At 69.2% G+C, this 24,299-nt stretch carries 20 protein-coding genes; 11 read left to right on the plus strand and 9 right to left on the minus strand.

Annotated features, from left to right (window positions below):
* The first annotated feature begins 78 nt into the window (after positions 1-78).
* Positions 79-402, plus strand: coding sequence for a hypothetical protein (locus IO36_RS45970; protein WP_037620669.1), 324 nt, complete (start codon positions 79-81; stop codon positions 400-402).
* 93 nt (positions 403-495) lie between these two features.
* Here IO36_RS45970 and IO36_RS16415 read toward each other — a convergent pair whose 3' ends face one another.
* From IO36_RS16415 to IO36_RS16430, 4 genes are read right to left on the minus strand one after another with little or no spacing between them, the layout of a single operon-like run.
* A complete protein-coding gene (locus IO36_RS16415) occupies positions 496-1,266 on the minus strand; it encodes a succinate dehydrogenase/fumarate reductase iron-sulfur subunit (RefSeq protein ID WP_037620670.1) in 771 nt (256 codons plus the stop codon).
* Positions 1,263-3,230: a fumarate reductase/succinate dehydrogenase flavoprotein subunit gene (locus tag IO36_RS16420; RefSeq protein ID WP_037620671.1), complete on the minus strand. Its 1,968-nt coding sequence runs from the start codon at positions 3,228-3,230 to the stop codon at positions 1,263-1,265. Before IO36_RS16420 ends, IO36_RS16415 begins: the two co-directional genes overlap by 4 nt.
* A gap of 18 nt (positions 3,231-3,248) precedes the next feature.
* Complete coding sequence (locus tag IO36_RS16425) at positions 3,249-4,070, minus strand: hypothetical protein (protein WP_037620672.1); 822 nt, start codon at positions 4,068-4,070, stop codon at positions 3,249-3,251.
* Positions 4,071-4,115: 45 nt separating this feature from the next.
* Positions 4,116-4,439 (minus strand): hypothetical protein, encoded by a 324-nt coding sequence (locus tag IO36_RS16430; protein ID WP_037620673.1) that lies wholly within the window; start codon positions 4,437-4,439, stop codon positions 4,116-4,118.
* Positions 4,440-4,910: 471 nt separating this feature from the next.
* Here IO36_RS16430 and IO36_RS16435 point away from each other — a divergent pair, with 471 nt between their 5' ends.
* From IO36_RS16435 to IO36_RS16465, 7 genes are all read left to right on the plus strand, one after another.
* Positions 4,911-7,409 (plus strand): ABC transporter family substrate-binding protein, encoded by a 2,499-nt coding sequence (locus IO36_RS16435; protein WP_037620674.1) that lies wholly within the window; start codon positions 4,911-4,913, stop codon positions 7,407-7,409.
* Positions 7,410-7,590: 181 nt separating this feature from the next.
* Positions 7,591-9,498: a translational GTPase TypA gene (gene typA / locus IO36_RS16440; protein WP_037620675.1), complete on the plus strand. Its 1,908-nt coding sequence runs from the start codon at positions 7,591-7,593 to the stop codon at positions 9,496-9,498.
* Positions 9,499-10,256: 758 nt separating this feature from the next.
* Entirely contained in the window at positions 10,257-11,291 is a 1,035-nt protein-coding gene (locus IO36_RS16445; RefSeq protein ID WP_037620676.1) for an ABC transporter permease, read from the plus strand.
* 155 nt (positions 11,292-11,446) lie between these two features.
* Entirely contained in the window at positions 11,447-13,255 is a 1,809-nt protein-coding gene (locus IO36_RS16450; RefSeq protein ID WP_037620677.1) for an ABC transporter substrate-binding protein, read from the plus strand.
* 94 nt (positions 13,256-13,349) lie between these two features.
* A complete protein-coding gene (locus tag IO36_RS16455) occupies positions 13,350-14,330 on the plus strand; it encodes an ABC transporter permease (RefSeq protein WP_037620678.1) in 981 nt (326 codons plus the stop codon).
* A 9-nt stretch (positions 14,331-14,339) separates the two neighbouring features.
* A complete protein-coding gene (locus tag IO36_RS16460) occupies positions 14,340-15,401 on the plus strand; it encodes an ABC transporter ATP-binding protein (protein ID WP_037620679.1) in 1,062 nt (353 codons plus the stop codon).
* Positions 15,402-15,413: 12 nt separating this feature from the next.
* A complete protein-coding gene (locus tag IO36_RS16465) occupies positions 15,414-16,565 on the plus strand; it encodes an ABC transporter ATP-binding protein (RefSeq protein WP_051900570.1) in 1,152 nt (383 codons plus the stop codon).
* 133 nt (positions 16,566-16,698) lie between these two features.
* Here the strand turns inward: IO36_RS16465 and IO36_RS16470 are convergent, their stop codons facing one another.
* The gene (locus IO36_RS16470) at positions 16,699-17,433 is read right to left on the minus strand and encodes a class I SAM-dependent methyltransferase (RefSeq protein WP_037620680.1); all 735 of its coding nucleotides are present in this window, start codon (positions 17,431-17,433) and stop codon (positions 16,699-16,701) included.
* Positions 17,434-17,588: 155 nt separating this feature from the next.
* Here IO36_RS16470 and IO36_RS16475 point away from each other — a divergent pair, with 155 nt between their 5' ends.
* The 3 genes from IO36_RS16475 (at position 17,589) to IO36_RS16485 (ending at position 19,071) form a co-directional block, all read left to right on the plus strand.
* Positions 17,589-18,002, plus strand: coding sequence for a VOC family protein (locus IO36_RS16475; protein ID WP_037620681.1), 414 nt, complete (start codon positions 17,589-17,591; stop codon positions 18,000-18,002).
* Between the two features lie 152 nt (positions 18,003-18,154).
* Complete coding sequence (locus IO36_RS16480) at positions 18,155-18,667, plus strand: DinB family protein (RefSeq protein ID WP_037620682.1); 513 nt, start codon at positions 18,155-18,157, stop codon at positions 18,665-18,667.
* A gap of 2 nt (positions 18,668-18,669) precedes the next feature.
* Complete coding sequence (locus tag IO36_RS16485) at positions 18,670-19,071, plus strand: VOC family protein (protein ID WP_037620683.1); 402 nt, start codon at positions 18,670-18,672, stop codon at positions 19,069-19,071.
* Between the two features lie 153 nt (positions 19,072-19,224).
* On the opposite strand, the gene IO36_RS16490 is transcribed toward IO36_RS16485, so the two are convergent.
* From IO36_RS16490 to IO36_RS16505, 4 genes are all read right to left on the minus strand, one after another.
* On the minus strand, positions 19,225-20,271 hold the full coding sequence (locus IO36_RS16490; RefSeq protein ID WP_037620684.1) for an ABC transporter ATP-binding protein: 1,047 nt from the start codon (positions 20,269-20,271) through the stop codon (positions 19,225-19,227).
* Positions 20,272-20,297: 26 nt separating this feature from the next.
* Positions 20,298-21,335 (minus strand): ABC transporter ATP-binding protein, encoded by a 1,038-nt coding sequence (locus IO36_RS16495; RefSeq protein ID WP_037620685.1) that lies wholly within the window; start codon positions 21,333-21,335, stop codon positions 20,298-20,300.
* 72 nt (positions 21,336-21,407) lie between these two features.
* Complete coding sequence (locus tag IO36_RS16500) at positions 21,408-22,388, minus strand: ABC transporter permease (protein WP_037620686.1); 981 nt, start codon at positions 22,386-22,388, stop codon at positions 21,408-21,410.
* Between the two features lie 106 nt (positions 22,389-22,494).
* Complete coding sequence (locus IO36_RS16505) at positions 22,495-24,258, minus strand: ABC transporter substrate-binding protein (protein WP_037620687.1); 1,764 nt, start codon at positions 24,256-24,258, stop codon at positions 22,495-22,497.
* Positions 24,259-24,299: the final 41 nt, after the last annotated feature.

Here is a 24,299-nt window from a genome sequence, read left to right on the forward strand (position 1 = left end):
GCGGGGGGTGACCACCGGATGTCCCCATGTCATGATCAGGCGATGCGCCTCACCCGGCGCGTGGGGGATGGGGGCTCGATGCACGGGTATCTCGTGGGGTTCGCCGCACTGGCCGTCGCCGCGGCCGCGGCGACGGGGATCGCGGCCCTCACGGCCGTCTGGGTTCCGCCGTGGGCCCGCCGCCGGGTCGTCCGCCCGCAGCTGTTCGGCTGGGGTGCGCTGGCGACGGCCGCGGGCGCGGGCCTGTTCATGTTCCCGGGACCGTTCCACGGACGCGACGCCGATCTGACCCCCACCGCCCTGGTCGGCATTCCGCTGTTCTTCCTGGGCGCGGTGCTCCAGGCGATGTCGCAGCACCCCGGCCGGCGCGGCCCGGCCCCGACGGACACCGGGACCGGCTGACGGCTGGACCGGATCGGTGGACGCCGGGACGCGCGGGGGCGGGGAAAGGCGCGCCGCCCCCCGTCCCGCCCCCGGCGCCCCGTAGCCGTCCGCCTACGTCCGCCGTCTGCCGATCTTCGAGCCCAGCCACACCAGCGGGTCGTACTTGCGGTCGACCGCCCGTTCCTTCAGCGGGATCAGCGCGTTGTCCGTGATCTTGATGCCCTCGGGGCAGACCTCCGTGCAGCACTTGGTGATGTTGCAGTAGCCGAGGCCGTGCTCGTCCTGGGCCGTGGCCTTGCGATCCAGCCCCGATTCCGCGGCCGCGTCCAGCGGGTGCATGTCCAGTTCCGCCACCCGCATCAGGAAGCGCGGCCCGGCGAACGCGGGCTTGTTCTCCTCGTGGTCGCGCACCACATGACAGGTGTCCTGGCACAGGAAGCACTCGATGCACTTGCGGAACTCCTGCGGCCGGTCGACGTCCTCCTGCATCATCCGGTACTCGCCGGGTCCGACTCCGGCGGGCGGCACGAAGGCAGGGACCTGCCGCGCCTTGTCGTAGTTGAAGCCGACGTCGGTCACCAGGTCCCGTACGACCGGGAAGGCGCGCAGCGGGGTGACGGTGATCGTCTCCTCCCGGGAGAACACCGACATCCGCGTCATGCACATCAGCCGCGGCCGGCCGTTGATCTCCGCCGAGCACGAACCGCACTTGCCCGCCTTGCAGTTCCAGCGCACGGCGAGGTCCGGGGCCTGGGTCGCCTGGAGGCGGTGGATGATGTCGAGCACCACCTCGCCCTCGTTGACCTCGACCCCGAAGTCCTCCAGTCCGCCGCCCCCGACGTCCCCGCGCCACACCTTGAAGCGGGCCTCGTAGCTGCTCATTCGTACAGCTCCTCCTCGGCGAGGTACTTGACCAGCTCTTCCTTCTCGAAGAGGGCGAGCAGGTCGGGGCGGACGGGCGGGGTGGTCTCGTTCACCAGGTCGATCTGGCCGGCCACCGGATCGGTGGCGGCCAGCCCGCCGGTGGGGTCGGCGAGCCGGCACAGCAGATTGATCCGGCGCCAGGACCGCTCCATCGCCGGGTGGTCCTCGCGGGTGTGCCCGCCGCGCGACTCCTCCCGCTCCAGCGCCGCCCGGGCGACGCACTCGCTGACCAGGAGCATGTTCCTGAGGTCGAGGGCGAGGTGCCAGCCCGGGTTGAACTGGCGGTGGCCCTCCACCCCGGCCCGGCGGGCCCGTACCCGCAGCTCGGCGAGCTTCTCCAGGGCCGCCTCCATCTCCGCCTCGCGGCGGATGATGCCGACCAGGTCGTTCATGGCCTGCTGGAGCTCCTGGTGCAGGGTGTACGGGTTCTCGGGGGGCCGCGCGGCGGGGGCGGCGGTGTTCGCGGCGGGGACGGAGTCGGGACCCTCGGCCGAGAAGGGCCGCAGCGCCTCCGCGGCGGCCGCGTCGACCTGGGCGTCGTCCACCGGCGGGCGCGTGCTCTTCCCGGTGAGCCCGGCGGCGTACTCGGCCGCGTGCCAGCCGGCCCGGCGCCCGAACACCAGCAGGTCGGAGAGGGAGTTGCCGCCCAGCCGGTTGGAGCCGTGCATGCCGCCCGCGACCTCGCCGGCCGCGAAGAGACCGGGCACCCCGCGCGCCGCCGCCGTGTCCGAGTCGACCGCGATGCCGCCCATCACGTAGTGGCAGGTGGGCCCGACCTCCATGGCCTCCGCCGTGATGTCCACGTCGGCCAGCTCCTTGAACTGGTGGTACATGGAGGGGAGCCGGCGCCGGATCACCTCGGCGGGCATCCGGGTGGACACGTCGAGGAAGACCCCTCCGTGCGGCGATCCGCGACCGGCCTTGACCTCGGAGTTGATGGCCCGCGCCACCTCGTCGCGCGGCAGCAGCTCGGGCGGGCGCCGGTTGTGGTCCGGGTCCTCGTACCAGCGGTCGCCCTCCTCCTCCGACTGCGCGTACTTCTCCTTGAAGACGTCGGGGATGTAGTCGAACATGAACCGCTTGCCCTCGGAGTTGCGCAGGACCCCGCCGTCGCCGCGCACCGACTCGGTGACGAGGATGCCCTTGACCGACGGCGGCCAGACCATGCCGGTCGGATGGAACTGCACGAACTCCATGTTCAGCAGCGGCGCCCCGGCGAGCAGCGCCAGCGCGTGTCCGTCACCCGTGTACTCCCACGAGTTGGACGTCACCTTGAAGGACTTGCCGATGCCGCCGGTGGCGATCACCACCGAGGGCGCCTCCAGGGTGAAGAAGCGCCCGGACTCGCGTTCGTAGCAGAAGACGCCCGAGACGCGCTCGCCGTCCTTCAGCACCCGGGTGACGGTGCACTCCTGATAGACCTTCAGGCGTGATTCGTAGTCCCCGGTCTCCTTCATGTCCTCCTGCTGGAGGGACACGATCTTCTGTTGGAGGGTGCGGATCAGTTCGAGGCCGGTGCGGTCGCCCACGTGGGCGAGGCGCGGGTACTCGTGGCCGCCGAAGTTGCGCTGCGATATCCGCCCGTCCTTCGTCCGGTCGAACAGGGCGCCCCAGGTCTCCAGTTCCCAGACCCGGTCCGGCGCCTCACGGGCGTGCAGCTCGGCCATCCGCCACTGGTTGAGGAACTTGCCGCCGCGCATGGTGTCGCGGAAGTGGACCTCCCAGTTGTCGCCCGAGTTCACATTGCCCATCGCGGCCGCGATGCCGCCCTCGGCCATCACCGTGTGGGCCTTGCCGAACAGCGACTTGCAGATCACCGCCGTACGGGCGCCGCGTTCGCGTGCCTCGATCGCGGCGCGCAGCCCGGCGCCACCGGCACCGACCACGACGACGTCCCACTCCTGTCGGTCGACCACGGACATCAGGGGGCTCCACCCAATCTAGAAGAAGCGCGGATCGTCGAAGGCGCCGGACGCGACCAGGTACACATAGAAGTCGGCGAGCGCCACGCTCACCAACGACGCCCAGGCCAGCAGCATGTGACGGGCGTTCAGCTTCCCGACCCACTGCCACATCCGGTACCGCACGGGATGCTTGGAGAAGTGCTTGAGCTTCCCGCCGACGATGTGCCGGCAGGAGTGGCAGGAGAGGGTGTACGCCCAGATCAGCGTGATGTTGACCAGGAACACCAGGGTGCCGAGGCCCATGTGGCCCCACGCGTAGTGCTCGTCGCGGAAGGAGAGCACGGTGTCGTACGTGAGGATGCCCGCGACGACGAGGGCCGCGTAGAAGAAGTACCGGTGGATGTTCTGAAGGATCAGCGGGAAGCGCGTCTCGCCGGTGTACTTCTTGTGCGGTTCGGCCACCGCGCAGGCCGGCGGGCTCGCCCAGAAGCCCCGGTAGTAGGCCTTGCGGTAGTAGTAGCAGGTCAGCCGGAAGCCGAGCGGGAAGACCAGGATGATGATCGCGGGGGAGATGCCCCACCAGCTGCCGAACAGGTCCGCGTTCGGCCCGGCGCGCATCGTCCCGCACCGCTCGGCCAGACACGGCGAGTAGAACGGGGAGACGTAGGGCGCCGCGTAGTAGTGCGCGTCCGCGAAGGCCCGCCAGGTCGAGTACACGACGAAGGCCAGCAACCCGGCCGCGGTGGCGGCGGGCGCCAGCCACCAGCGGTCGGTCCGCAGATGCGGGGCGGCGATCGCGGCGCGTGTACCGGTGCGTACACCGCCGCTGTTCAGATGAGGTTCCGTACCAGTGGCCAACTTCGCACTCCGGTCGGGTTCGGTGGCGCGCCGGTGTCGCGGGCGCTAGTGGGAGGGACCGTGGTGCGCGCCGAGACCCTCGTCGTCGGAATCGGTCCACAAGGAGCTGTCGTACGGGGTGTCGGAGACGGTCACCAGGTCGGGCACCCTGTCGGAGGCGGACACCGCCGGCCCGGGCCCGGTGGGGCGCCGGGGCGAGGGTCCGGCGGCCTCGCGCAGCAGCGCGAGGCTCTCCCGCAGATGGTCGGCGTCGGCGCGCACCCGGCGCATCTCCAGACCGGTGCCCATCTGCTGTTCCAGGCGTCGCACCGACCGCTGCAGGTCGTCGAGGCAGCGCTGGACCGATGTCAGGTCGTCGTGCACGGACATGACTTGCCCTCACTTCCGTGGGCCCCGAGGCCTTCAGGCGGCAACGTTCATGCGCCTGCGAGTGTTGCGCGTCACCCGCGCCCGTGTGAAGGCGTGTGCACGGATTGAAGGCGATCGCGCTCCAGAACGAGCCGCGCGCGCCGGTTTCCTCCCCCGCGCGCCGCCCGCCCCGCCCGGGCGCCCGGGAGCGGGGCGGTGGGCGGCGCGGCAGGCCGGACCGGGCGCGGGACCGGCCGGCCCGGGCGCGTCCGGCGGGGGCCCCGCCCGGGACGCGGCCGGGAAAGCGGCAGCGGGCGCGGTTCCGGATTGCGCCGCACGAGTGGGGTTTCCCCCGCCCGTCGCCGTGTCGCCGGGGCCCCCTCGCCGCACTGCTTTTCAGTTGGCACGTAGATCAGATCAGCTCCCTAATACCGCCGAACGGGATCAGAAGCACCTGCCCCCGCGGCGGAGCGTCCTCCGGAGGTTGCAGTGATGTCCCACGAAGGCGTCGGACTGCGCGCGGTGATGCGCTCGGCCGCATTCCTCACCGCGGGCGTGCTCGCGGTGCCCGCCCTCGCCGCGTGCAGTGCGGACGACGAGGCCGGCAGACCCGTGGCCGTGCAGGACATCGCGCCCGCGTCCCGCGACGCGATCGCCGACGGCGGCACCCTGCGCTGGGCCGTGGACGCCGTGCCGGAGACGCTGAACGCGTTCCAGGCCGACGCCGACGCCACGACCTCCCGGGTCGCCGGCGCCGTCCTGCCGTCGATGTACCGGCTGGACGCGAACGGGCGGCCGCAGATCAACCCCGCCTACCTGGAGTCGGCGAAGGTCGTGGGCACCTCGCCCAAGCAGGTCGTGCTGTACAAGCTCAACCAGCAGGCCGTGTGGAGCGACGGACGCGAGATCGGCGCCGCCGACTTCGCCGCCCAGTGGCGCGCCCTGTCCGGCAAGGACTCCTCGTACTGGACGGCGCGCAACGCCGGCTACGACCGGATCGAGAAGATCGAGCGGGGCAAGAACGACCTGGAGGTCCGCGTCACCTTCAGCCGCCCCTACGCCGACTGGAAGGCGCTGTTCTCGCCGCTGTACCCGAAGGACGTCATGGGCACCGCGGACTCCTTCAACGACGGCGCGCGGCGCAAGCTCACGGTCAGCGCGGGGCCCTTCGCGGTGAAGACGGTCGACCGCAAGGCCGGCACGGTCCGTCTCACGCGCAACGCCCGCTGGTGGGGGCGTCCCGGCAAGCTCGACGAGATCGATCTGGTGGCCGTCGCCCGTGACAAGCGGGCCGAGGCGCTCGCCGACGGCGAGCTCGACCTGGCCGAGATCGACCCCGCCGAGGCCGAGCGCGTCACCCTCGCGGGCCGGCACAAGGACGGCGGCCCGTTGCAGGGGGCCTCCGCGACCGGCGAGAGCGAACCGTCCGCGGAGAAGAGCGGGAAGGGCACGTCCGGCACCTCGAAGAAGAAGAGCGAGGACGGCGACTCCGAGGAGGACGGGAAGAACCCGGCGGACGAGGAGAGCACCAGGCACGAGAAGAGCGACAAGAGCGACAAGGAGGAGGGCGCCAAGCACGACAAGACCGAGAAATCCGAGAAGAGCGAGAAGACCGAGAAGAGCGGCACGAAGAGCGGGCACGACGACAGCGACGAGGGCGACGGGGACGAGAAGACCGACAAGCCCGAGAAGAGCGCACACAAGAAGAGCGACAAGAGCGAGGACGGCGACCGGAGCGAGGACGGCGGGTCGGGCACCAAGGGGAGCGGCGCCGGCGCGAAGGCGGGCTCCTCGGCTTCGACGCTGAGCGAGTTCGTGATCCGCAAGTCCCTCGAACCCGCCTACACGCAGCTCGCCCTCAACGGCTCCGAGGGCCCGCTGGCCGACGAGCGCGTCCGCCGCGCGGTCGCCCGCGCCCTGGACCGCAAGGAACTCGCCCGGGTCGTCCTGCGGCCGCTCGGGCTGCCCGCCGAGCCGGTCGGCAGCCATCTCGCCCTCGCCGGCCAGGCCGCGTACGCGGACAACAGCGGTGCCCTCGGCGAGCAGGACGCCGCCGAGGCGCGGGCGCTGCTCGCGGACGCCGGCTGGGTGCCGGGCGGACCCGTCACCGAGCAGAAGAAGACGGAGAAGGCGGCGGGGTCCAAGGGCAAGAAGGAGGACTCCGGCGACGACGACAGGCCGGGCGGGACGTACGACCTCGGGGACGACGACAAGCCCGCCGGCGTGGGCCGTGAGCCCGCGCAGGACCCGAAGGACCACGCGCACAAGCAGGAGCAGCAGGGCGGCGCGCGGCCCGGCGTCCTCGCGGACGACCAGGCGGCCCGGCACCTGGACGGCCGGCAGTACGCCGGGCACGGCGGCCTGCCGGGGGCGTACGCGCCCAAGGGGACGGCCGCCCCGGCGGGTGCCGCCTCGAACCTCCTCGCCAAGGACGGCAAGGCCCTGACGCTCCGCTTCGTCGTGCCCTCCGGTGCGGGCTCGGAGTCCCTGCGGCTCGTGGCCGACCGGATCGCGCGGATGCTCCAGCGCATCGGCGTCCGCGCCGACATCACGAAGGTCCCCGACGAGAGCTACTTCAAGGACCACATCGCCTCGGGGCAGTACGACCTGGCGCTCTACTCGTGGCCCGCGTCCGCCTTCCCCGCCACCGACGCCCGCCCGATCTACGCCAAGCCCGTCCCGGCGGCGGACGGCTCGCTGAGCGTCGAGCAGAACTACACCCGCGTCGGCACCGACCAGGTCGACCAGCTGTTCGACCAGGCGCTCTCCACCCTGAACGAGGACGAGGAGCGCTCCCTGGTCCGCAAGGCGGACGCCCGCATCTGGGCCGCGGCCGGCTCCATCCCGCTCTACCAGCGCCCCCAGCTGACCGCCGCCCGTATCGGTCTGGCCAACACCGGGGCCTTCGGATTCCAGACCCCGGTGTACGAGGACATGGGCTTCCTGAAGAAGGGCGCGAAGCCTTCCGCGAGCCCGTCGAAGAGCGGGTGACCTGCGGGTGAACGGACCGGGCCCGCCCCGTGGCGGGCCCGGTCCGGCCGGGCTCCGGCAACCCTGCGGAGGCCGCTTCTGTCAAGGCCACGTACCATGGGGTAAGGCCGTGGCGTGTTCAGCCCGGCAGTGGCCCCGCGATGCGGAGGCCGTCCACTCACTCCGGGAGAAGCGCCTCACTATGGCCACGCGCCACGACATCCGCAACGTCGCCATCGTCGCCCACGTCGACCACGGCAAGACCACTCTGGTCGACGCCATGCTCAAGCAGGCCGGTGCCTTCGCCGCGCACGCCGCCGAGTCGCTCGACGACCGCATGATGGACTCGAACGACCTGGAACGTGAGAAGGGCATCACGATCCTGGCGAAGAACACGGCGGTCAAGTACCACCCGAAGGATGGCGGCGACGCCATCACGATCAACATCATCGACACCCCCGGCCACGCCGACTTCGGTGGTGAGGTCGAGCGCGGCCTGTCGATGGTGGACGCGGTCGTCCTGCTGGTCGACGCCTCCGAGGGCCCGCTGCCGCAGACCCGCTTCGTGCTGCGCAAGGCGCTCCAGCAGCGTCTGCCCGTCATCCTCTGCATCAACAAGACGGACCGCCCGGACTCGCGGATCGACGAGGTCGTCAACGAGACCTACGACCTCTTCCTCGACCTGGACGCCGACGAGGACCAGATCGAGTTCCCGATCGTCTACGCCTGCGCGCGTGACGGAGTGGCCTCGCTGACCAAGCCGCAGAACGGCACCGTCCCGGCCGACAGCGAGAACCTGGAGCCGTTCTTCTCCACGATCCTGGAGCACGTCCCGGCCCCGTCCTACGACGAGACCGCGCCGCTCCAGGCCCACGTCACCAACCTGGACGCCGACAACTTCCTCGGCCGTATCGCGCTGCTGCGCGTCGAGCAGGGCGAGCTGCGCAAGGGCCAGACCGTCACGTGGATCAAGCGCGACGGCTCGATGTCCAACGTGCGCATCACCGAGCTGCTGATGACCGAGGCGCTCACCCGCAAGCCCGCGGAGGTGGCCGGCCCCGGTGACATCTGCGCCGTCGCCGGTATCGCGGACATCATGATCGGTGAGACCCTCGCCGACACCGAGAACCCGATCGCGCTGCCGCTGATCACGGTCGACGAGCCGGCGATCTCCATGACCATCGGCACCAACACCTCGCCGCTCGTCGGCCGCGGTGGCACGGGCAAGGGCGCGGAAGCCAAGGCCGCGGTCAAGGACCGCAAGGTCACCGCCCGCCAGGTCAAGGACCGCCTCGACCGCGAGCTGATCGGTAACGTCTCCCTCCGCGTGCTCGACACCGAGCGCCCGGACGCCTGGGAGGTCCAGGGCCGTGGTGAGCTCGCGCTCGCCATCCTGGTCGAGCAGATGCGCCGCGAGGGCTTCGAGCTGACCATCGGCAAGCCCCAGGTCGTCACCCAGGAGATCGACGGCAAGACGTACGAGCCCGTCGAGCGCATGACGATCGACGTGCCCGAGGAGCACATGGGCGCGGTCACGCAGCTCATGGGTGTCCGCAAGGGCCGGATGGACAACATGTCGAACCACGGCTCGGGCTGGGTGCGCATGGAGTTCGTCGTGCCTTCCCGCGGTCTGATCGGCTTCCGGACCGAGTTCCTGACCCAGACCCGCGGCACCGGCATCGGTCACTCCATCCACGAGGGCCACGAGCCGTGGTTCGGCAACCTGGCGACCCGTAACAACGGCTCGCTCGTCGCCGACCGCTCCGGCGCCGTCACCGCGTTCGCGATGACGAACCTCCAGGAGCGCGGCGTGCTGTTCACCGACCCCGGCACCGAGGTGTACGAGGGCATGATCGTCGGCGAGAACTCGCGCTCCGACGACATGGACGTGAACATCACCAAGGAGAAGAAGCTCACGAACATGCGGTCGTCCTCGGCCGACTCGTTCGAGGCGATCGTCCCGCCGCGCAAGCTCTCCCTGGAGCAGTCCCTGGAGTTCTGCCGCGACGACGAGTGCGTCGAGGTGACCCCGGAGGCCGTTCGCATCCGCAAGGTCGTCCTCGACCAGCGTGACCGCGCCCGCACGGCGAGCCGCGCCAAGCACGGCTGATCCACCGGCTCCGCCGGGCCCGGTCCTCCGGGTCCGGCCGGCCAGATCTCAGGCGAACGAAGCCCGGGTGCCCCCGCATGGGGGCACCCGGGCTTTTTTGCCACCCGTTTTCCGCGCTCGCGTGTCCGGAATACGGTGCTCCCAGACCGATACGCATGTAACACGTCCGTTTCGGGGGCTTCTCCCGCAGATCATTTTGTCCAGATTTTGGAAGATGTACGCGGCAGCTGTGATGGAACCGAGACCTAAAGGCTGTGGTCGGTTATCTGGCTCATGTCACATAGTTAGCCGCGTAACGCTCGGGTCAATGGGTCATGCGCTGTGGGGACAGCGCCGACTCACGAGCACAGTGGGGTGCTTGATCCTCCGTCAGGGGTGTCGGAGGTCGGGCGTACCCCTCCTGTCCGTGCACGGTTGAGTCATGAGGAGGTACCCATGTGCGGTGTCATCGGCGCCCTGTGGGTCACATCGTCCCCTGCGGTCCGCGACGACGGCGCGGTGTTCCGAGCGCGGATCCGCGCCTCCGCGTACTGACGCGGAGCCGGCGCTTCGGCCCGGCCCGACGGACCGTGACGTGGTCTCAACTACGCGCGTCCCGCTGGGGTTTCCGGGCGACCGCCGGTCGATCGACGTCTCTTCTGAACCGAATGGTGGCCGGGCACGCCAGGTGACGGCCGCCGGCTCGGCACGGCCCGATCCGCTCCGGCGGACCGGCGCCGCCGGGTACGGCACACCCACACATGCGGAATGGGCGAATTGTGACGAGTCCTATCGAGACTGAGGACGGCGCGGAACCGGTCGTCGTGCACGGCGGGCAGGCGGCGACCACGAAACCCGAGGGCGACCCGCTCGTCGGCCGGTCTCCCGGCCAGTTGATGTGGACCCGCTTCAAGCGGGACCGTTCAGGGGTCATCTCCGCCTACGTCGTGGGGTTCTTCTTCCTGATCGGGGCGCTCGCGCCGCTGATCGCCAAGCTGTACGGCAAGAGTCCGTACACGGTGTTCGCGGACGAACGCCCCGAACTCTTCGACAGCGCGGGCGTGCCGCTGCAGCCCAACGGCGGGATCAGCAGCGAGTTCTGGTTCGGTCTGGAGCCGGGCAACGGCTACGACGTCTTCACCAAGCTGATCTACGGCATCCGCACCTCGCTGATGATCTCCGTGGCGGTGACGGTGACGGTCGTGCTCACCGGCATCCTGCTGGGCGTCACCGCCGGCTACGTAGGCAAGAAGGCCGACTTCGTCATCAGCCGGGTCATCGACTTCCTGCTGGCCTTCCCCTCGCAGCTGTTCTTCATCGCGAGCATGCCGGTCGTGGTCTCGCTCTTCGTGAGCCCGCGCGACGAGACACCGACCTATGTGCGCGTGGTCGCGCTGATCGTCGTCCAGTGGTTCCTCGGCTGGATGAGTCTCGCCCGCATCCTGCGCGGGACCTCGCTCTCCCTGCGCGAGCGGGAGTTCATCGAGGCGGCCAAGGTGAGCGGGGCGTCCCCCTGGCGGATCATCCGCAAGGAGGTGCTGCCCAACGTGGTGACACCGCTGCTGGTGCAGACGACCTATCTGCTCCCCAACTTCGTGACGATCGAGGCGGGTCTGTCGTTCCTCGGCGTCGGCATCGTCGAACCGACGCCCGACTGGGGACAGATGTTCTCCAAGGCCTCGACGGAACTCGTCCTGCAGAACGACATCACCTACATGTTCTTCCCGGGTGTCTCGATGATCATTTTCGTCGTCGCGTTCAACCTGCTCGGGGATTCGGTCAGGGACGCCTTCGATCCCAAGACGGCTCGCTGACAACACAGTTGTGGGCGCCTTCGCCCCGTTCACGAACGGCACTTCCACAGCACAGCAATGTCCGACACCGGTCCGAAGACCGCAGACCGCAACTCAACGGCACCACAGGTGCACTTGTTCGCACCGGTGACAACAGATGGGTAGGAATCTGAGTGATGAGTAGGGGCGGACGCCACGCATACGCCGCAATCTCAGTGCTCGCGGCGGGAGCTCTCGTGCTCACCGGTTGCAGCAAGGGCGGCAGCGACAAGGGGAACGACAACAACAAGGACAAGGAGAACGCGCAGCGGCAGCAGCAGTCGATCAAATTCGGCAACGCCGCCGACTCCACCGGTCCCGCGGCCGAGGTACCCGGCGCGAAGAGCGGCGGCACGATGGAGGTCCTCCAGCGTGACAGCTACGCGCACCTGGACCCGGGCCAGATCTACGTCTCCGACGAGGGCTCCCTCGCCACACTGCTCCACCGTGGTCTGACCGGGTACAAGGCCACGAGCGACGACGGCTCCAAGCACGAGATCGTCGGCGACCTCGCCACCGACTCCGGCACCACGACGGACGGCGGCAAGACCTGGAAGTACACGCTCAAGGACGGCATCAAGTTCGAGAACGGTACGGCGATCACGTCCAAGGACGTCCGCCACACCTTCGAGCGCATGTTCGCCCCGTTCATCAACCAGGGCCCGCCCTACATCCAGCAGTGGCTGGCCGACACCCCGGGCGCGGACTACCGCAAGCTGCTGAAGGACGGCCCCTACAAGGGCAAGCACCTGCCGGACACCATCCTGCAGACGCCGGACGACAAAACGATCGTCTTCAAGTTCAAGACGTCGCACCCCGACCTTCCGTACGCCCTCGCCATGGCGGGCTACGCGATCGTCTCCGAGAAGGGCGACACCAAGACGAAGTACGACCGGGCGCCCGTGACGACCGGTCCGTACAAGATCCAGTCGTTCAAGTCCGGCAAGTCGATGGTCCTCGTGAAGAACACCAACTGGGACCCGAAGACCGACCCGATCCGTCACCAGTACGTGGACAAGTTCAACATCACGTTCAACCAGCAGTACGAGACGTCCACCAAGACGCTGCTGGCGGACACCGGAGCCGACCAGGCCGGCATCAGCTTCAACAACCAGGTCGACGCGGGCAACCTCTCCAAGGTTCTCGCCGACCCGAAGATGAAGTCCCGTACGGTCTCGGGCTTCCAGCCCTACGTCGGCCAGATGAACATCAACATGAGCCACCCGGCGCTCAAGGACAAGAAGATCCGCGAGGCCATCGCCTACGCCCTGCCGATCACGCCGTTCGTGCGTGCCTACGGCGGCACCGACGCGATGCAGGTCGCCGGCGGACTCATCAGCCCGACCGTCAGCGGCTACGACGCCTCCTTCGACCCGCACGGCAAGATCAAGAAGCCGGCCGGTGACCCGGTCAAGGCCAAGGCCCTGCTGAAGGAAGCCGGCAAGGTGGGCATGAAGCTGACCTTCGGCTACATCAACACCCCCGAGGGCCAGCAGTACTCCACCGCCATGGCGGCGGGCCTGCAGAAGGCCGGCTTCAACGTCCAGCGCCAGGAGATCCCGGCCGAGACCTACTACGACCAGGTCAGCAAGCTGGACAACAACTACGACATCTTCCACACCGCGTGGGGTGCCGACTGGCCGTCCTCCTCGACCGTGATCCCGCCGCTGTACGACGGCCGCGCGATCGCCGACGGCGCCCAGAACTACTCGCAGGTCAACGACCCCAAGGTGAACGCGGACATCGACCGCATCAACAAGATCACCGACCCGGTCAAGGCCGCGGCCGAGTGGGAGAAGGTCGACCAGTACCTGGTCAAGGACGTCGTCAACGTCGTCCCGACCGGCTACTACAAGCAGACTCAGATCGCCGGCTCCAAGGTCGGCGGCCTGGTCTACGACGACGTGATCGGCGGCGTCGACCCGCGTCGCCTGTTCGTCAAGTAACCGTCGCTCTGACGGGGCCCGGCGTGCTCACCCTCGGCGAGGGCGACGCGCCGGGCCCCGCCGGGCCCGCTGACGTCTGAGAGCTGCCCCTGCCATGCTGCGCTTCCTCGTTCGCCGGACACTCGGCGCCGCCGTCATTCTCTTCCTGCTGAGTATCGTCGCGTTCCTGCTGTTCTTCGGGATGCCGAGGGACCCGGGACTGCTGATGTGCGGCAAGACATGCACGCCTGCCAACCTCGCGAACATCCATCATGTGCTCGGACTCGACAAGTCGATCCCCGAGCAGTACTGGATCTTCCTGCACAACCTCGTGCTGGGCAGCAACGGCTTCGACCAGGGTCCGTGCCCCGCACCCTGCTTCGGGTACTCGTACCACACCAACGAGCAGGTCTGGGGCACGCTGATGGACCGGCTCCCCACGACGGTCTCGCTGACGCTGGGGGCCGCGGTCTGCTTCCTGTTCGTGGGCCTCGGCACGGGCATGCTGTCCGCGTGGAAGCGCGGCACGCTCGTCGACAAGACCGTGACGGCCGGCGCGATGGTGCTCAGCTCGATGCAGATCTACTTCCTCGGCCCGCTGGCGCTCGCGGCACTCGTCTACCAGAGCCACCTCTTCGACAAGCCCGCCTACAACGACTTCACCGCGGACCCGGTGAGCTGGTTCACCGGGCTGATCATCCCCTGGGTGATCCTGTCCACGATCTTCGCCTCGCAGTACACCCGTATGGCGCGCTCGTCGATGATCGAGCAGCTCCAGGAGGAACACGTCCGCACGGCCCGGGCCAAGGGCATGTCCCGCAGGTACGTCTTCTTCCGCTACGCCTGGCGCGGATCCCTGATCCCCATCGTCACCATCTTCGGCATCGACCTCGGCGCGCTGCTGGGCGGCGCGATCATCACCGAATACACCTTCGGACTGCCCGGTCTCGGCAAGCTCGCCGTCGAATCCGTCAACTTCAGCGACCTTCCGCTGCTGCTGGGCGTGATGCTCTTCTCCGCGGCCATGATCCTTCTGTTCAACATCATCGTGGATGCCTGCTACGCCTTCATCGACCCGCGCGTGCGGCTGTCCTAGGAGCGATCCGTGACCACTTCGACCAAGGAATCGGGTGCCGTCGCCCCGGCCGCCCCGGGCGCCTTCCTCTCGGTGCGCGACCTGTACGTCCGGTTCAAGACCGAGGACGGCGTCGTCAAGGCCGTCGACGGACTCTCCTTCGACCTCGAACGGGGCAAGACCCTCGGCATCGTGGGCGAGTCGGGCTCCGGCAAGTCGGTGACCAACCTGACGATCCTCGGCCTGCACAACCCGATGTTCACGTCCGTCGAGGGCGAGATCGTCCTCGACGGGCAGGAGCTGATCACCGCCCGCGAGTCGGAACTGGAGAAGGTGCGCGGCAACAAAGCCGCGATGATCTTCCAGGACCCGCTGACGGCGCTCTCCCCCTACTACACCGTGGGCCGCCAGATCGCCGAGCCGTTCTGGAAGCACACCGGGGCGTCGAAGAAGGCCGCCTGGGAGCGGGCGGTGGAGATGCTCGGCAAGGTCGGCATCCCCAACCCCAGACAACGGGCGAAGGACTATCCGCACCAGTTCTCCGGCGGTATGCGCCAGCGCGCGATGATCGCGATGGCGCTGGTCTGCGACCCCGACCTCCTGATCGCGGACGAGCCGACCACCGCGCTCGACGTCACCGTGCAGGCCCAGATCCTCGACCTGCTGAAGAACCTCCAGCAGGAGTTCGGCTCGGCGATCGTCTTCATCACGCACGACCTGGGCGTGATCGCGGACATGGCCGACGACATCATGGTGATGTACGCGGGCGGGGCGGTGGAACGCGGAACGGTCGACCAGGTGCTGCGCTCGCCCCAGCACCCCTACACCTGGGGCCTGCTGAACTCGATGCCCCGGCTGGACTCGGACCTCGACACCCCGCTGGCCCCGATCCCCGGCGCGCCCCCCTCCCTGCTGAGGCCCCCGTCGGGCTGCCGGTTCCACCCCCGCTGCACCTTCCAGGCGGAGGTCGGCGGCGCGCGGTGCGTGGACGAACTCCCGCTGCTGCCGCCGGGCCGGGGAGGCGCCTGCCATCTGACGGCCGAGCAGAAGCAGACCATTTTCGTCGAGCAGATCAAGCCCCGGCTGCGGTAGGGAGAACGCGTCATGAGTGAAGACGTCGAGAAGGACGTCACGGCGGGCGCCACCACGCTGCCCGCCCCGCGCGCCGCAGCCGGCGAGGGCTCCGCCGAACCGCTGCTCGTGGTCGACAAGCTGGTCAAGCACTTCCCGGTCAAGGGCGGCTTCCCCGTCCGCCGCACCATCGGCGCGGTCCAGGCCGTGGACGGCATCGACCTGACCGTGCACGTGGGCGAGAGTTTCGGCCTGGTGGGGGAGTCCGGCTGCGGCAAGTCGACGACCGGACGCCTGATCACACGGCTGCTGGAGCCCACCGGGGGCCGCATCACCTACCGCGGCCGGGACATCACCCACGCCAGCCGCAAGGAGCTGGCACCGGTCCGCTCCGAGATCCAGATGATCTTCCAGGACCCCTATTCCTCGCTGAACCCGCGGCAGACGGTCGGCAAGATCATCTCGGCGCCCATGGAGATCAACGGGATCGACCCGACCGGCGGCCGCGAGAAGCGGGTGCGGGAGCTGCTGGAGATCGTGGGGCTGAACCCCGAGCACTACAACCGCTTCCCGCACGAGTTCTCCGGCGGCCAGCGCCAGCGCATCGGGGTGGCCCGGGCGCTCGCGTCCGAGCCCAAGCTGATCGTGGCGGACGAGCCGGTCTCCGCGCTCGACGTCTCCATCCAGGCGCAGGTCGTCAACCTGCTCCAGGAGGTGCAGCGGGAACTGGGCATCGCGTTCCTGTTCATCGCCCACGACCTCGCGGTGGTACGGCACTTCTCGCAGCGCGTCGCGGTCATGTACCTCGGAAAGGTGATCGAGGTCGGCGACCGGGGCTCCATCTACACCCGGCCCCGGCACCCCTACACCCACGCCCTGCTCTCGGCGGTCCCCGAGGTCGAGCTGGAAGCCTCCGGCAAGCCGCCCAGGGAGCGCATCCGCCTCGCCGGCGACGTGCCGTCCCCCATCTCCCCGCCCTCCGGCTGCCGCTTCCGCACCCGGTGCTGGAAGGCGCAGGACAAGTGCGCCCAGGAGGAGCCGCCGCTGGTCCGTCTGTCCGGCAACAAGGACGGACATCTGACGGCGTGCCACTTCCCCGAGGACCCGACCACCGAGGCCCGCGACGAGGACATCGTGCTGGACCCGGCCCTCGCGGCCCTGGAGGACGCGGCCGAAGGACAGTAGGCCCGAGCGCCGACATCCAGGGGCCCGCCGCCGCCCGGCGCGGGCCCCTTCGGCATGCGCGGGGCGCGACGCGCGGGGGAGCGGACTCGCAGCGGTCGGCGCACCCCGTACCCGCCGGCCGCGCGTCCCGTGCTCAGGCGCGGCCGGCGACCGTGATGATCTCGGGGGCGGTGGGGGAGAGCGGCTCGCGTCCCCAGTCCCCGTACTGTTCGTGCACGACCAGCCCGGCCTCGCCGAGGAACCCGCGCAGGGCGTCCGCCCCCAGGAACCGCAGGGTGCTGCGGCTCACCCTCGGCCCGACCCAGCGCGCGTGCTCGAAGGTCTCGCTGAACGTCACGCGGTCCCCGAGCACCGGCGTCTCGACCTCGTGCCGGACCCGTACGGCGTCCCCGTGCGCGTCGCTGACCTCGCGGGCCCGCTCGGGCCGCCATCGCTCCCACGCCCGGACGGCGGGGTTGCGGGTCTCGAAGACGAACCGCCCGCCGTCGTCGAGGGCCCCCCGCACGGCGGCCAGCGCGGAGCGCACCTCCTCGTCGCCGACGAGCACCTGGAAGGCGTGCCCGGTCATCACGACGAGGTCGAACTCCCGCTCCCAGCGCACCGATCCGAGGTCACCGAGCACCCACTCGACGTCCGCCTGCGCGCGTGCCTGCACCAGCATGGCCGCGGCGGGGTCGAGACCGCACAGACGCCCCTCGTGACCGGCCTCCCGGGCCCGCGCCAGCAGGCGCCCGGTCCCGCACCCGACGTCGAGCACGGACCGCGCGGACATCACCAGATCCAGGTAGAAGTCGTCGCTCGGACCCCACGGGTTGAGCGCGTCGTACAAGGCGGCGAGCGAGACGTCACTGAACGAGCGATCAGTCATCGCAGCAGTCTGTCAGCCCGCGAGGCCATCCGAAACCATTGATCGGAAAGGAATCCGGTGAGGGGTTGGCCGGAAAGAATGGCAGGTTGAACGGGTGGAACGGCAGAACCGGGGTACGACCGCCCCGGCGCGCCGCCGACGGGAATCGGGACGGGATGCTGCATCACATCGAGCTGTGGGTACCGGACATGGGGCGGGCCGCCCGCTCCTGGGGATGGCTGCTGGAGCGGCTCGGGTACACGCCCTACCAGGACTGGCCGGACGGCCGGAGCTGGCGCCTGGGGGAGACCTACATCGTCTTCGAGCGGTCGCCCGCGCTGACCGCGGACCGGCACGAGCGGCTGCGCCCCGGACTGAACCATCTCGCCTTCCACGTCCGGGGCCGCGCCGAGCTCGACGCGCTGGTCGCCGAGGCGCCGGAGCACGGCTGGACGCTCCTGTTCCCCGACCGCCACCCCCACGCGGGAGGCCCCGACCACTACGCGGCCTATCTGGAGGACGAGGACGGCTTCGAGGCCGAACTCGTGGCCGGGCGGGAGGGAGCGCCGGACGCCGGGGCGGGTGGCTGACCCGGGAGGCGGCCCGGGGAGCCCCCTGACCGTCCGCCATGCCCCGCACAACAGCCGGAAGAGGAAGCCCTGTTGGCCGGTGGACCGCCGTCCCCGGCGTGGCGGTCATATTCGCTCGACATCGGCCGGGCGGGCCGGAATGCTTCACCCCGATGACTTCACAGACACGCACCGACAGGCCCTCCGCCTGGGACGAGCGCACACAACTGGCCACCTTCCTCGACTACGCCCGGGCCACCGCCCGCGCCAAGTGCGAGGGCGTGTCGGCGGAGGACGCCCGCAGGGCGCCGCTGCCCGGATCCCCGCTGATGACCTTGAGCGGGCTGATCAACCACCTCCGCTGGGTCGAGTACTTCTGGTTCCAGGTGGTCTTCCTGGGCGAGGAGGACGAGGGACCCTGGACGGACGAGGACCCCGACCGCGAGATGCGGATCGCCGTCGACTTCCCGCTGCCGCAGCTGCTTCAGGAGTACGAGGAACAGAGCGCCCGCTACCGCGAACTGGTGGCCGCGCACGACCTCGACACCAGGGCCGAGCGCGCGGGCCGCGACGGCGAGCACGTCGACCTGCGCTGGATCGTCCTCCACCTGGTGGAGGAGACGGCCCGGCACAACGGCCACATCGACATCCTGCGCGAGATGGCCGACGGCCGGACGGGGGACTGACCATGACGGACGCTCAGCCGTCGCACCCCACGATCCGCACGATCACCTTCGACTGCACCGGCGACCCCTACGACGTCGGGCTGTTCTGGAGCCGGCTGCTCGGCCGGCCGCTGCACGAGGACGACAAGCCCGGCGACCCGGAGGCGGTGATCGAGGACCCGTCCGGCGGTCCCACGCTGCTGTTCGTACAGGTGCCCGAGGGTAAGACGGTCAAGAACCGGGTCCACCTCGACCTGACCCCCCACGGCCGCACCCGTGACGAGGAGGTCGAGCGCGCCCTGTCGCTCGGCGCCCGCCGGGTCGAGGACCACATCCGCCCCGACGGCGGCGGCTTCGTCGTCCTCGCGGACCCCGAGGGCAACGAATTCTGCATGGAACGCGGGCCGTTGGAGATGGGCGGCTAGCCAGTCCGGGAGCCCGTCCGGCCGTACGTACGGGAGAAGGCCCGCACTCGGACGAGTGCGGGCCTTCGTTCCCCTGAAACCGGCGTTCATGGGCTCGGGTCAATGGGCCGGGAAAGTCGGTTCCTTAAGGGGACGGCTGACCAAAGGGGTGTGTCAGACCGCCGCCTCGGGGCTCTCGGCGAGACGCTGGGCCGGAACGGTCTCCGTCGTCTCCGGGTAGTGGCACGCCGTCAGGTGACCGTCGTTGCTGCCCGAGATCTGCACCAGCGGCGGGGCCTCGGTGGCGCACTTCTCCGTCGCCTTCCAGCAGCGGGTGCGGAAGCGGCAGCCCGACGGCGGGTTGAGCGGCGAGGGGACGTCGCCCTTGAGCAGGATGCGCTCACGGGCCGGGACGTCGTCCGCGGTCGCCTCGGGGACGGCGGACATCAGCGCGCGGGTGTACGGGTGGCGCGGGTTGTCGTACAGGTCCTCGCGGTTGGCGATCTCGACGATCTTGCCGAGGTACATCACCGCGACGCGCTGCGAGAAGTGCCGCACGATCGCGAGGTCGTGGGCGATGAACAGGAACGCGATGCCCAGGTCCCGCTGGAGCTCCTGGAGCAGGTTGACGACCTGCGCCTGGATGGAGACGTCGAGGGCGGAGACCGGCTCGTCCGCGACGATCAGTTTCGGCTCCAGGGCCAGCGCGCGGGCGACACCGATGCGCTGGCGCTGACCGCCGGAGAACTCGTGCGGGAAGCGGTTGTAGTGCTCGGGGTTGAGGCCGACCGTCTCCAGCAGCTCACGCACGCGCTTCTCGTAGCCGCCGGGCGCCTTGATCCCGTTGATCTCCATCGGACCCGAGATGATCTTGCCGACCGTCTGCCGCGGGTTCAGCGAGGCGTACGGGTCCTGGAAGATCATCTGGATCTCGGAGCGGACCGGCGCCAGCTGCTTGCGGTTGGCGTGCGTGATGTCCTGGCCGCGGTACTTGATGCTGCCGCCGGTGGGCTCCAGCAGACGCGTGACCAGCCGGCCCGTCGTCGACTTGCCGCAGCCGGACTCGCCGACCAGGCCGAGGCTCTCGCCCTCGTGGACCTGGAAGTCGAGACCGTCCACGGCCTGGACCGCGCCGATCTTCCGCTTGAAGGGGAAGCCGCCCATCACCGGGAAGTGCTTGGTCAGTCCGGTGACGTCCAGGAGGGGGTTCGTGTTGCTCATGATCGTGAAGTCCCGTCTCAGTTACGTCAGTGCGACCGCGTCGCGGCGTAGTCGGCGAAGAAGTCGCGGCGCTGGTCCGCCGTGAGGTGGCAGGCGGCTCCGCGCCCGTCCGTGACCTGGAGCAGCGGCTGCTCGGAGGAGCAGCGGCCGTCCGTGACCTTCTCCGCGAAGGTGCACCGCGGGTGGAAGCGGCAGCCCGACGGCGGGTTGAGGAGCGAGGGCGGCGAGCCGGGGATGGGCGACAGCGGAACGTCGACCGGTCCGTCCAGGCTCGGCATCGAGCCCAGCAGGCCCCAGGTGTAGGGGTGCTGCGGCGCCCGCAGCACCTCCTTCTTGGTGCCCCGCTCCACGCACCGGCCGCCGTACATCACCAGCACGTCGTCGGCGATGTCGGCGATGACGCCGAGGTCGTGGGTGATGAAGATGATCGCGGTGCCGAACTCCTGCTGGAGGTCCTTGAGCAGGTCCATGATCTGGGCCTGCACGGTGACGTCGAGCGCGGTGGTCGGCTCGTCCGCGATCAGCAGCTCGGGGTCGCAGACCAGCGCCATGGCGATCATCGCGCGCTGGCGCATACCGCCGGAGAACTGGTGCGGGTAGTCGTCCACCCGCACGTCCGGCTGCGGGATGCCGACGCGGCGCAGCATCTCGATCGCCCGCGCCCGGGCCTCCTTCTTGGAGGCACCGGTGTGCTTGCGGTACGTCTCGCCGATCTGCCGGCCGATCGTGTGGTACGGCGACAGCGAGGCCAGCGCGTCCTGGAAGATCATCGACATCTTGTTGCCGCGCAGCCGCTCGAGCTCCCGCTCGGAGGCGGTCAGCAGCTCCTTGCCGTCCAGCAGGATCTCGCCGTCGATGGCGGTGCGCTCACGGTCGTGCAGACCGAGGATCGTCAGGTTCGTGACGGACTTGCCGGAACCCGATTCGCCCACGATGCCGAGCGTCTTGCCCTTGGCCAGGTCGAAGGTGAGACCGTCGACGGCCTTGACGACGCCGTCCTCGGTGGAGAAGTGGACCTTCAGATCCCTGACGGACAGGAAGGGCTGCTGATCGGTGCTCGTCACGGGGACGCTCCTGGGGGGTGATGCGAGGGGTAGCTTGCGGTTCGGCGGGGGGACGGCGGCGGGGCGCCGGGGTCAGGCGAGCCGGATCCGCGGGTCGATGAACGCGTAGACGGCGTCCACGATGATGTTGAAGAAGACGATCGCCCCGGAGGCCACCAGCGTCACGGCCAGCAGCATGGGCAGGTCGTTCGCCTCGACGGCCGTCACGGCGAGCTTGCCGATGCCCTGGAGGCTGAAGACCGACTCGGTGATGATCGCGCCGCCGATCAGGGTGCCCAGGTCGATGCCGAAGATCGTGACGATCGGGCCCATCGCGCCGCGCCAGGCGAAGCGGAAGAACACAGAGCGCCGGGACAGGCCCTTGGCGCGGGCCGTGCGCACGTAGTCCTCGCTGAGCTGTTCCACCAGCTGGGAGCGGGTCATACGGGTGTAGTTGGCCGTGAAGATGATCGACAGCGTCAGCCAGGGCAGCAGCAGACCGCCGGCCCAGGCGGCCGGGTCGTCGGTGAACGGCGTGTACGAGGGCTGCTCGAGCAGGCCGACCTGCTGGACCAGGAAGTACATCGCGATGTAGCCGACGAAGTAGATCTGGAGCGAGGAGCCGATCAGCGAGAACGAGCTCGCGATCTTGTCGGCGGCCTTGCCCTGCTTGACGGCGGCGATCATGCCCGTGCCGACACCGATGATGAGGAAGAAGACCGAGGCGCCGAGGGCGAGGGAGATCGTGGTCGGCATGCGGTCCATGATCGTGCCCAGGACCGGCTCGCGGTTGGTGAACGAGAAGCCGAGGCAGGGGGCGTTGCAGTTGCCCAGGCCGCCGTAGTCACGCCCGACGAAGATGCCCTCCAGCCAGTGCCAGTACTGCACGGGCAGCGGATCGGCGATCCCGAGGTTCACCCTGACCTGCTCCAGTAGGTCCTTGGTGCAGACCTTGCCGCACGCCATGCGGGCAGGGTCACGCGGGATCGCGTAGAAGAGCATGAAGGTGACGGCGCTGATGATCAGCAGAATCACAAGTGCGCCGATGACACGGCGGACTAGAAAACGGAGCATTTTGGCGTGACTTTCCGGACGGGGCGCCGTCGCCGGGAGTGTGGGGAGGGGGGTGAGGGGAGAGAGACCGGGGCGGCGGCACGGTGGCCGCCGCCCCGAGGCAGGATCAGGCCTTGGCGGCGTAGACCTTGCCCAGTGCGATGCAGGTGTTGCCGGAGTCGTAGATCACGCCGCCGACCTTGGAGCCGTGGAAGTAGTTGCGGATCGGGTTGTAGTCCGGAACCACGGCGGCGAGCTGCATGATCTGCTCGTCGATGTCGCCCCACATCTTGGCGGCCTTCTTCGCGTCGGGCTCGACCGTGGCGGCGGCGATCGCCTTGTCCACGGAAGCGTCCTTCAGCTGCGGCCAGTTGACGCCACCGTCGGCGATCTGGCTGCTGTCGAAGCAGGGCTGGATGACCGCGTAACCGGCCGGCCAGTCCGGGCCCCAGCCGGCGGCGAACATGTCGTACTCGTTGTCGAGCTGACCGATCTGGCTGTAGAAGGAGGTCTTGTCGACCTGCTTCACGACCGGGGTGAAGCCCGCCTTGGTCAGCGCGGTCTTGATCGCGACGGCCTGCTTGACCGCGTTGTCCGACTGCTGCATGGCGACGACGATGGTCTGGCCCGTCTTGCCGGCGTCCTTGAGAAGGGCCTTGGCCTTCTCGGGGTCACCCATGGGCTTCGTCTTCTTCTCGTAGAGGTCGAAGTCCTTGTGACCCGGGGTGAGCGGGCTGATGATCGTGGTCGCGGTCGCCGTGGAGAGCGAGCCACCGCGGATCTGCTGGAGCTGCTTCGACGGCCACGCGAAGTTGAGCGCCTGGCGCACCTTGACGTCCGTGACGCGCTTGGTGTTGATCGCGAAGTAGTAGCAGGTGGTGTCGACCTGGGTCAGGACGCGCTTCTTGAGCGTCGGGTCCGTCATGACCTTCTGGATGCGCTCGGCGGCGACCTCGTTGAGGAGCGACAGCGTGAACTGGTCGTTGCCCTGGTCGGCGATGTAGCGGTCCGTGGAGGCCAGCGACTGGAAGCCGAACTGGAAGACGAACTTGTCCGGGTACGCGTTGCGCAGCGGGTCCGTCTCGGCGACCCAGTGCTCGTTGCGGACCAGGGTCGCGCCCTTGCCGATGCTGCGGCTCTCGATCTTGTACGGGGCGCAGGACAGCGGGTGCTTGTCGTACTTCTCCTTGGTGTCGTGCTTCTTGGGCACGATGGAGAAGCCGCGCATGGCCACCATGAAGTTGAAGTCGGCGTGGGCCTCCTTCAGCTTGAACGTGATGGTCTTGCCGCTGACCTCGATGGAGTCGAGGTGCTTGCCGCCGTAGGGACCCTTGTACTTGTCGCCGCCGATGAGCCAGCCCTGCGGGTAACGGGGACCCTGGGTGACGAAGGAGGCGAAGAGGCGCTCGAAGGTGTGGCGGACGTCCTCGATCGTGACGTCGGCGCCGTCCTCCCACTTCACGTTGTCCTTCAGCGTGAAGGCCCAGGTCTTGCCGCCGTCGGTCGCGGTGCCGGCGTCCGTGGCGAGGTCACCCACGAGGGTGGTGCCGCCCTTGGAGTCGACCTTGTAACCGGTCAGGCCGCGCAGGAACAGGACGGAGCAGGCACCCTCGTACGAGGAGTAGAGCTGCGCCGGGTCCAGGTGGTCCCAGTCGATCTGGTCGAGGGTGTAGATCGTGCCGCCCTTGACCGCGCCGGCGACCTCGGGGGCCGGACCGGTGGAGTCAGCCTTGGTGCCGACCGCGATGGTGGCCGCCTTGGCCTTGGCCACGGACGGGGCCTTGTTGCTGCCGCTCCCGCCGCCGTTGCCGCTGCTGCAGGCGCTCAGAACCGTGGTGGCACCGGCGGCCACACCAGTGGCTATGAGGAAGTTTCTGCGGGAAAAGGACATGGCTTACCTGCCTAGTGGTGGGTGAATGTGAGACGGGTAAC

The sequence above is a fragment of the Streptomyces aureus genome, assembly GCF_000725495.1.
Taxonomy (GTDB): Bacteria; Actinomycetota; Actinomycetes; order Streptomycetales; family Streptomycetaceae; genus Streptomyces; species Streptomyces aureus_B.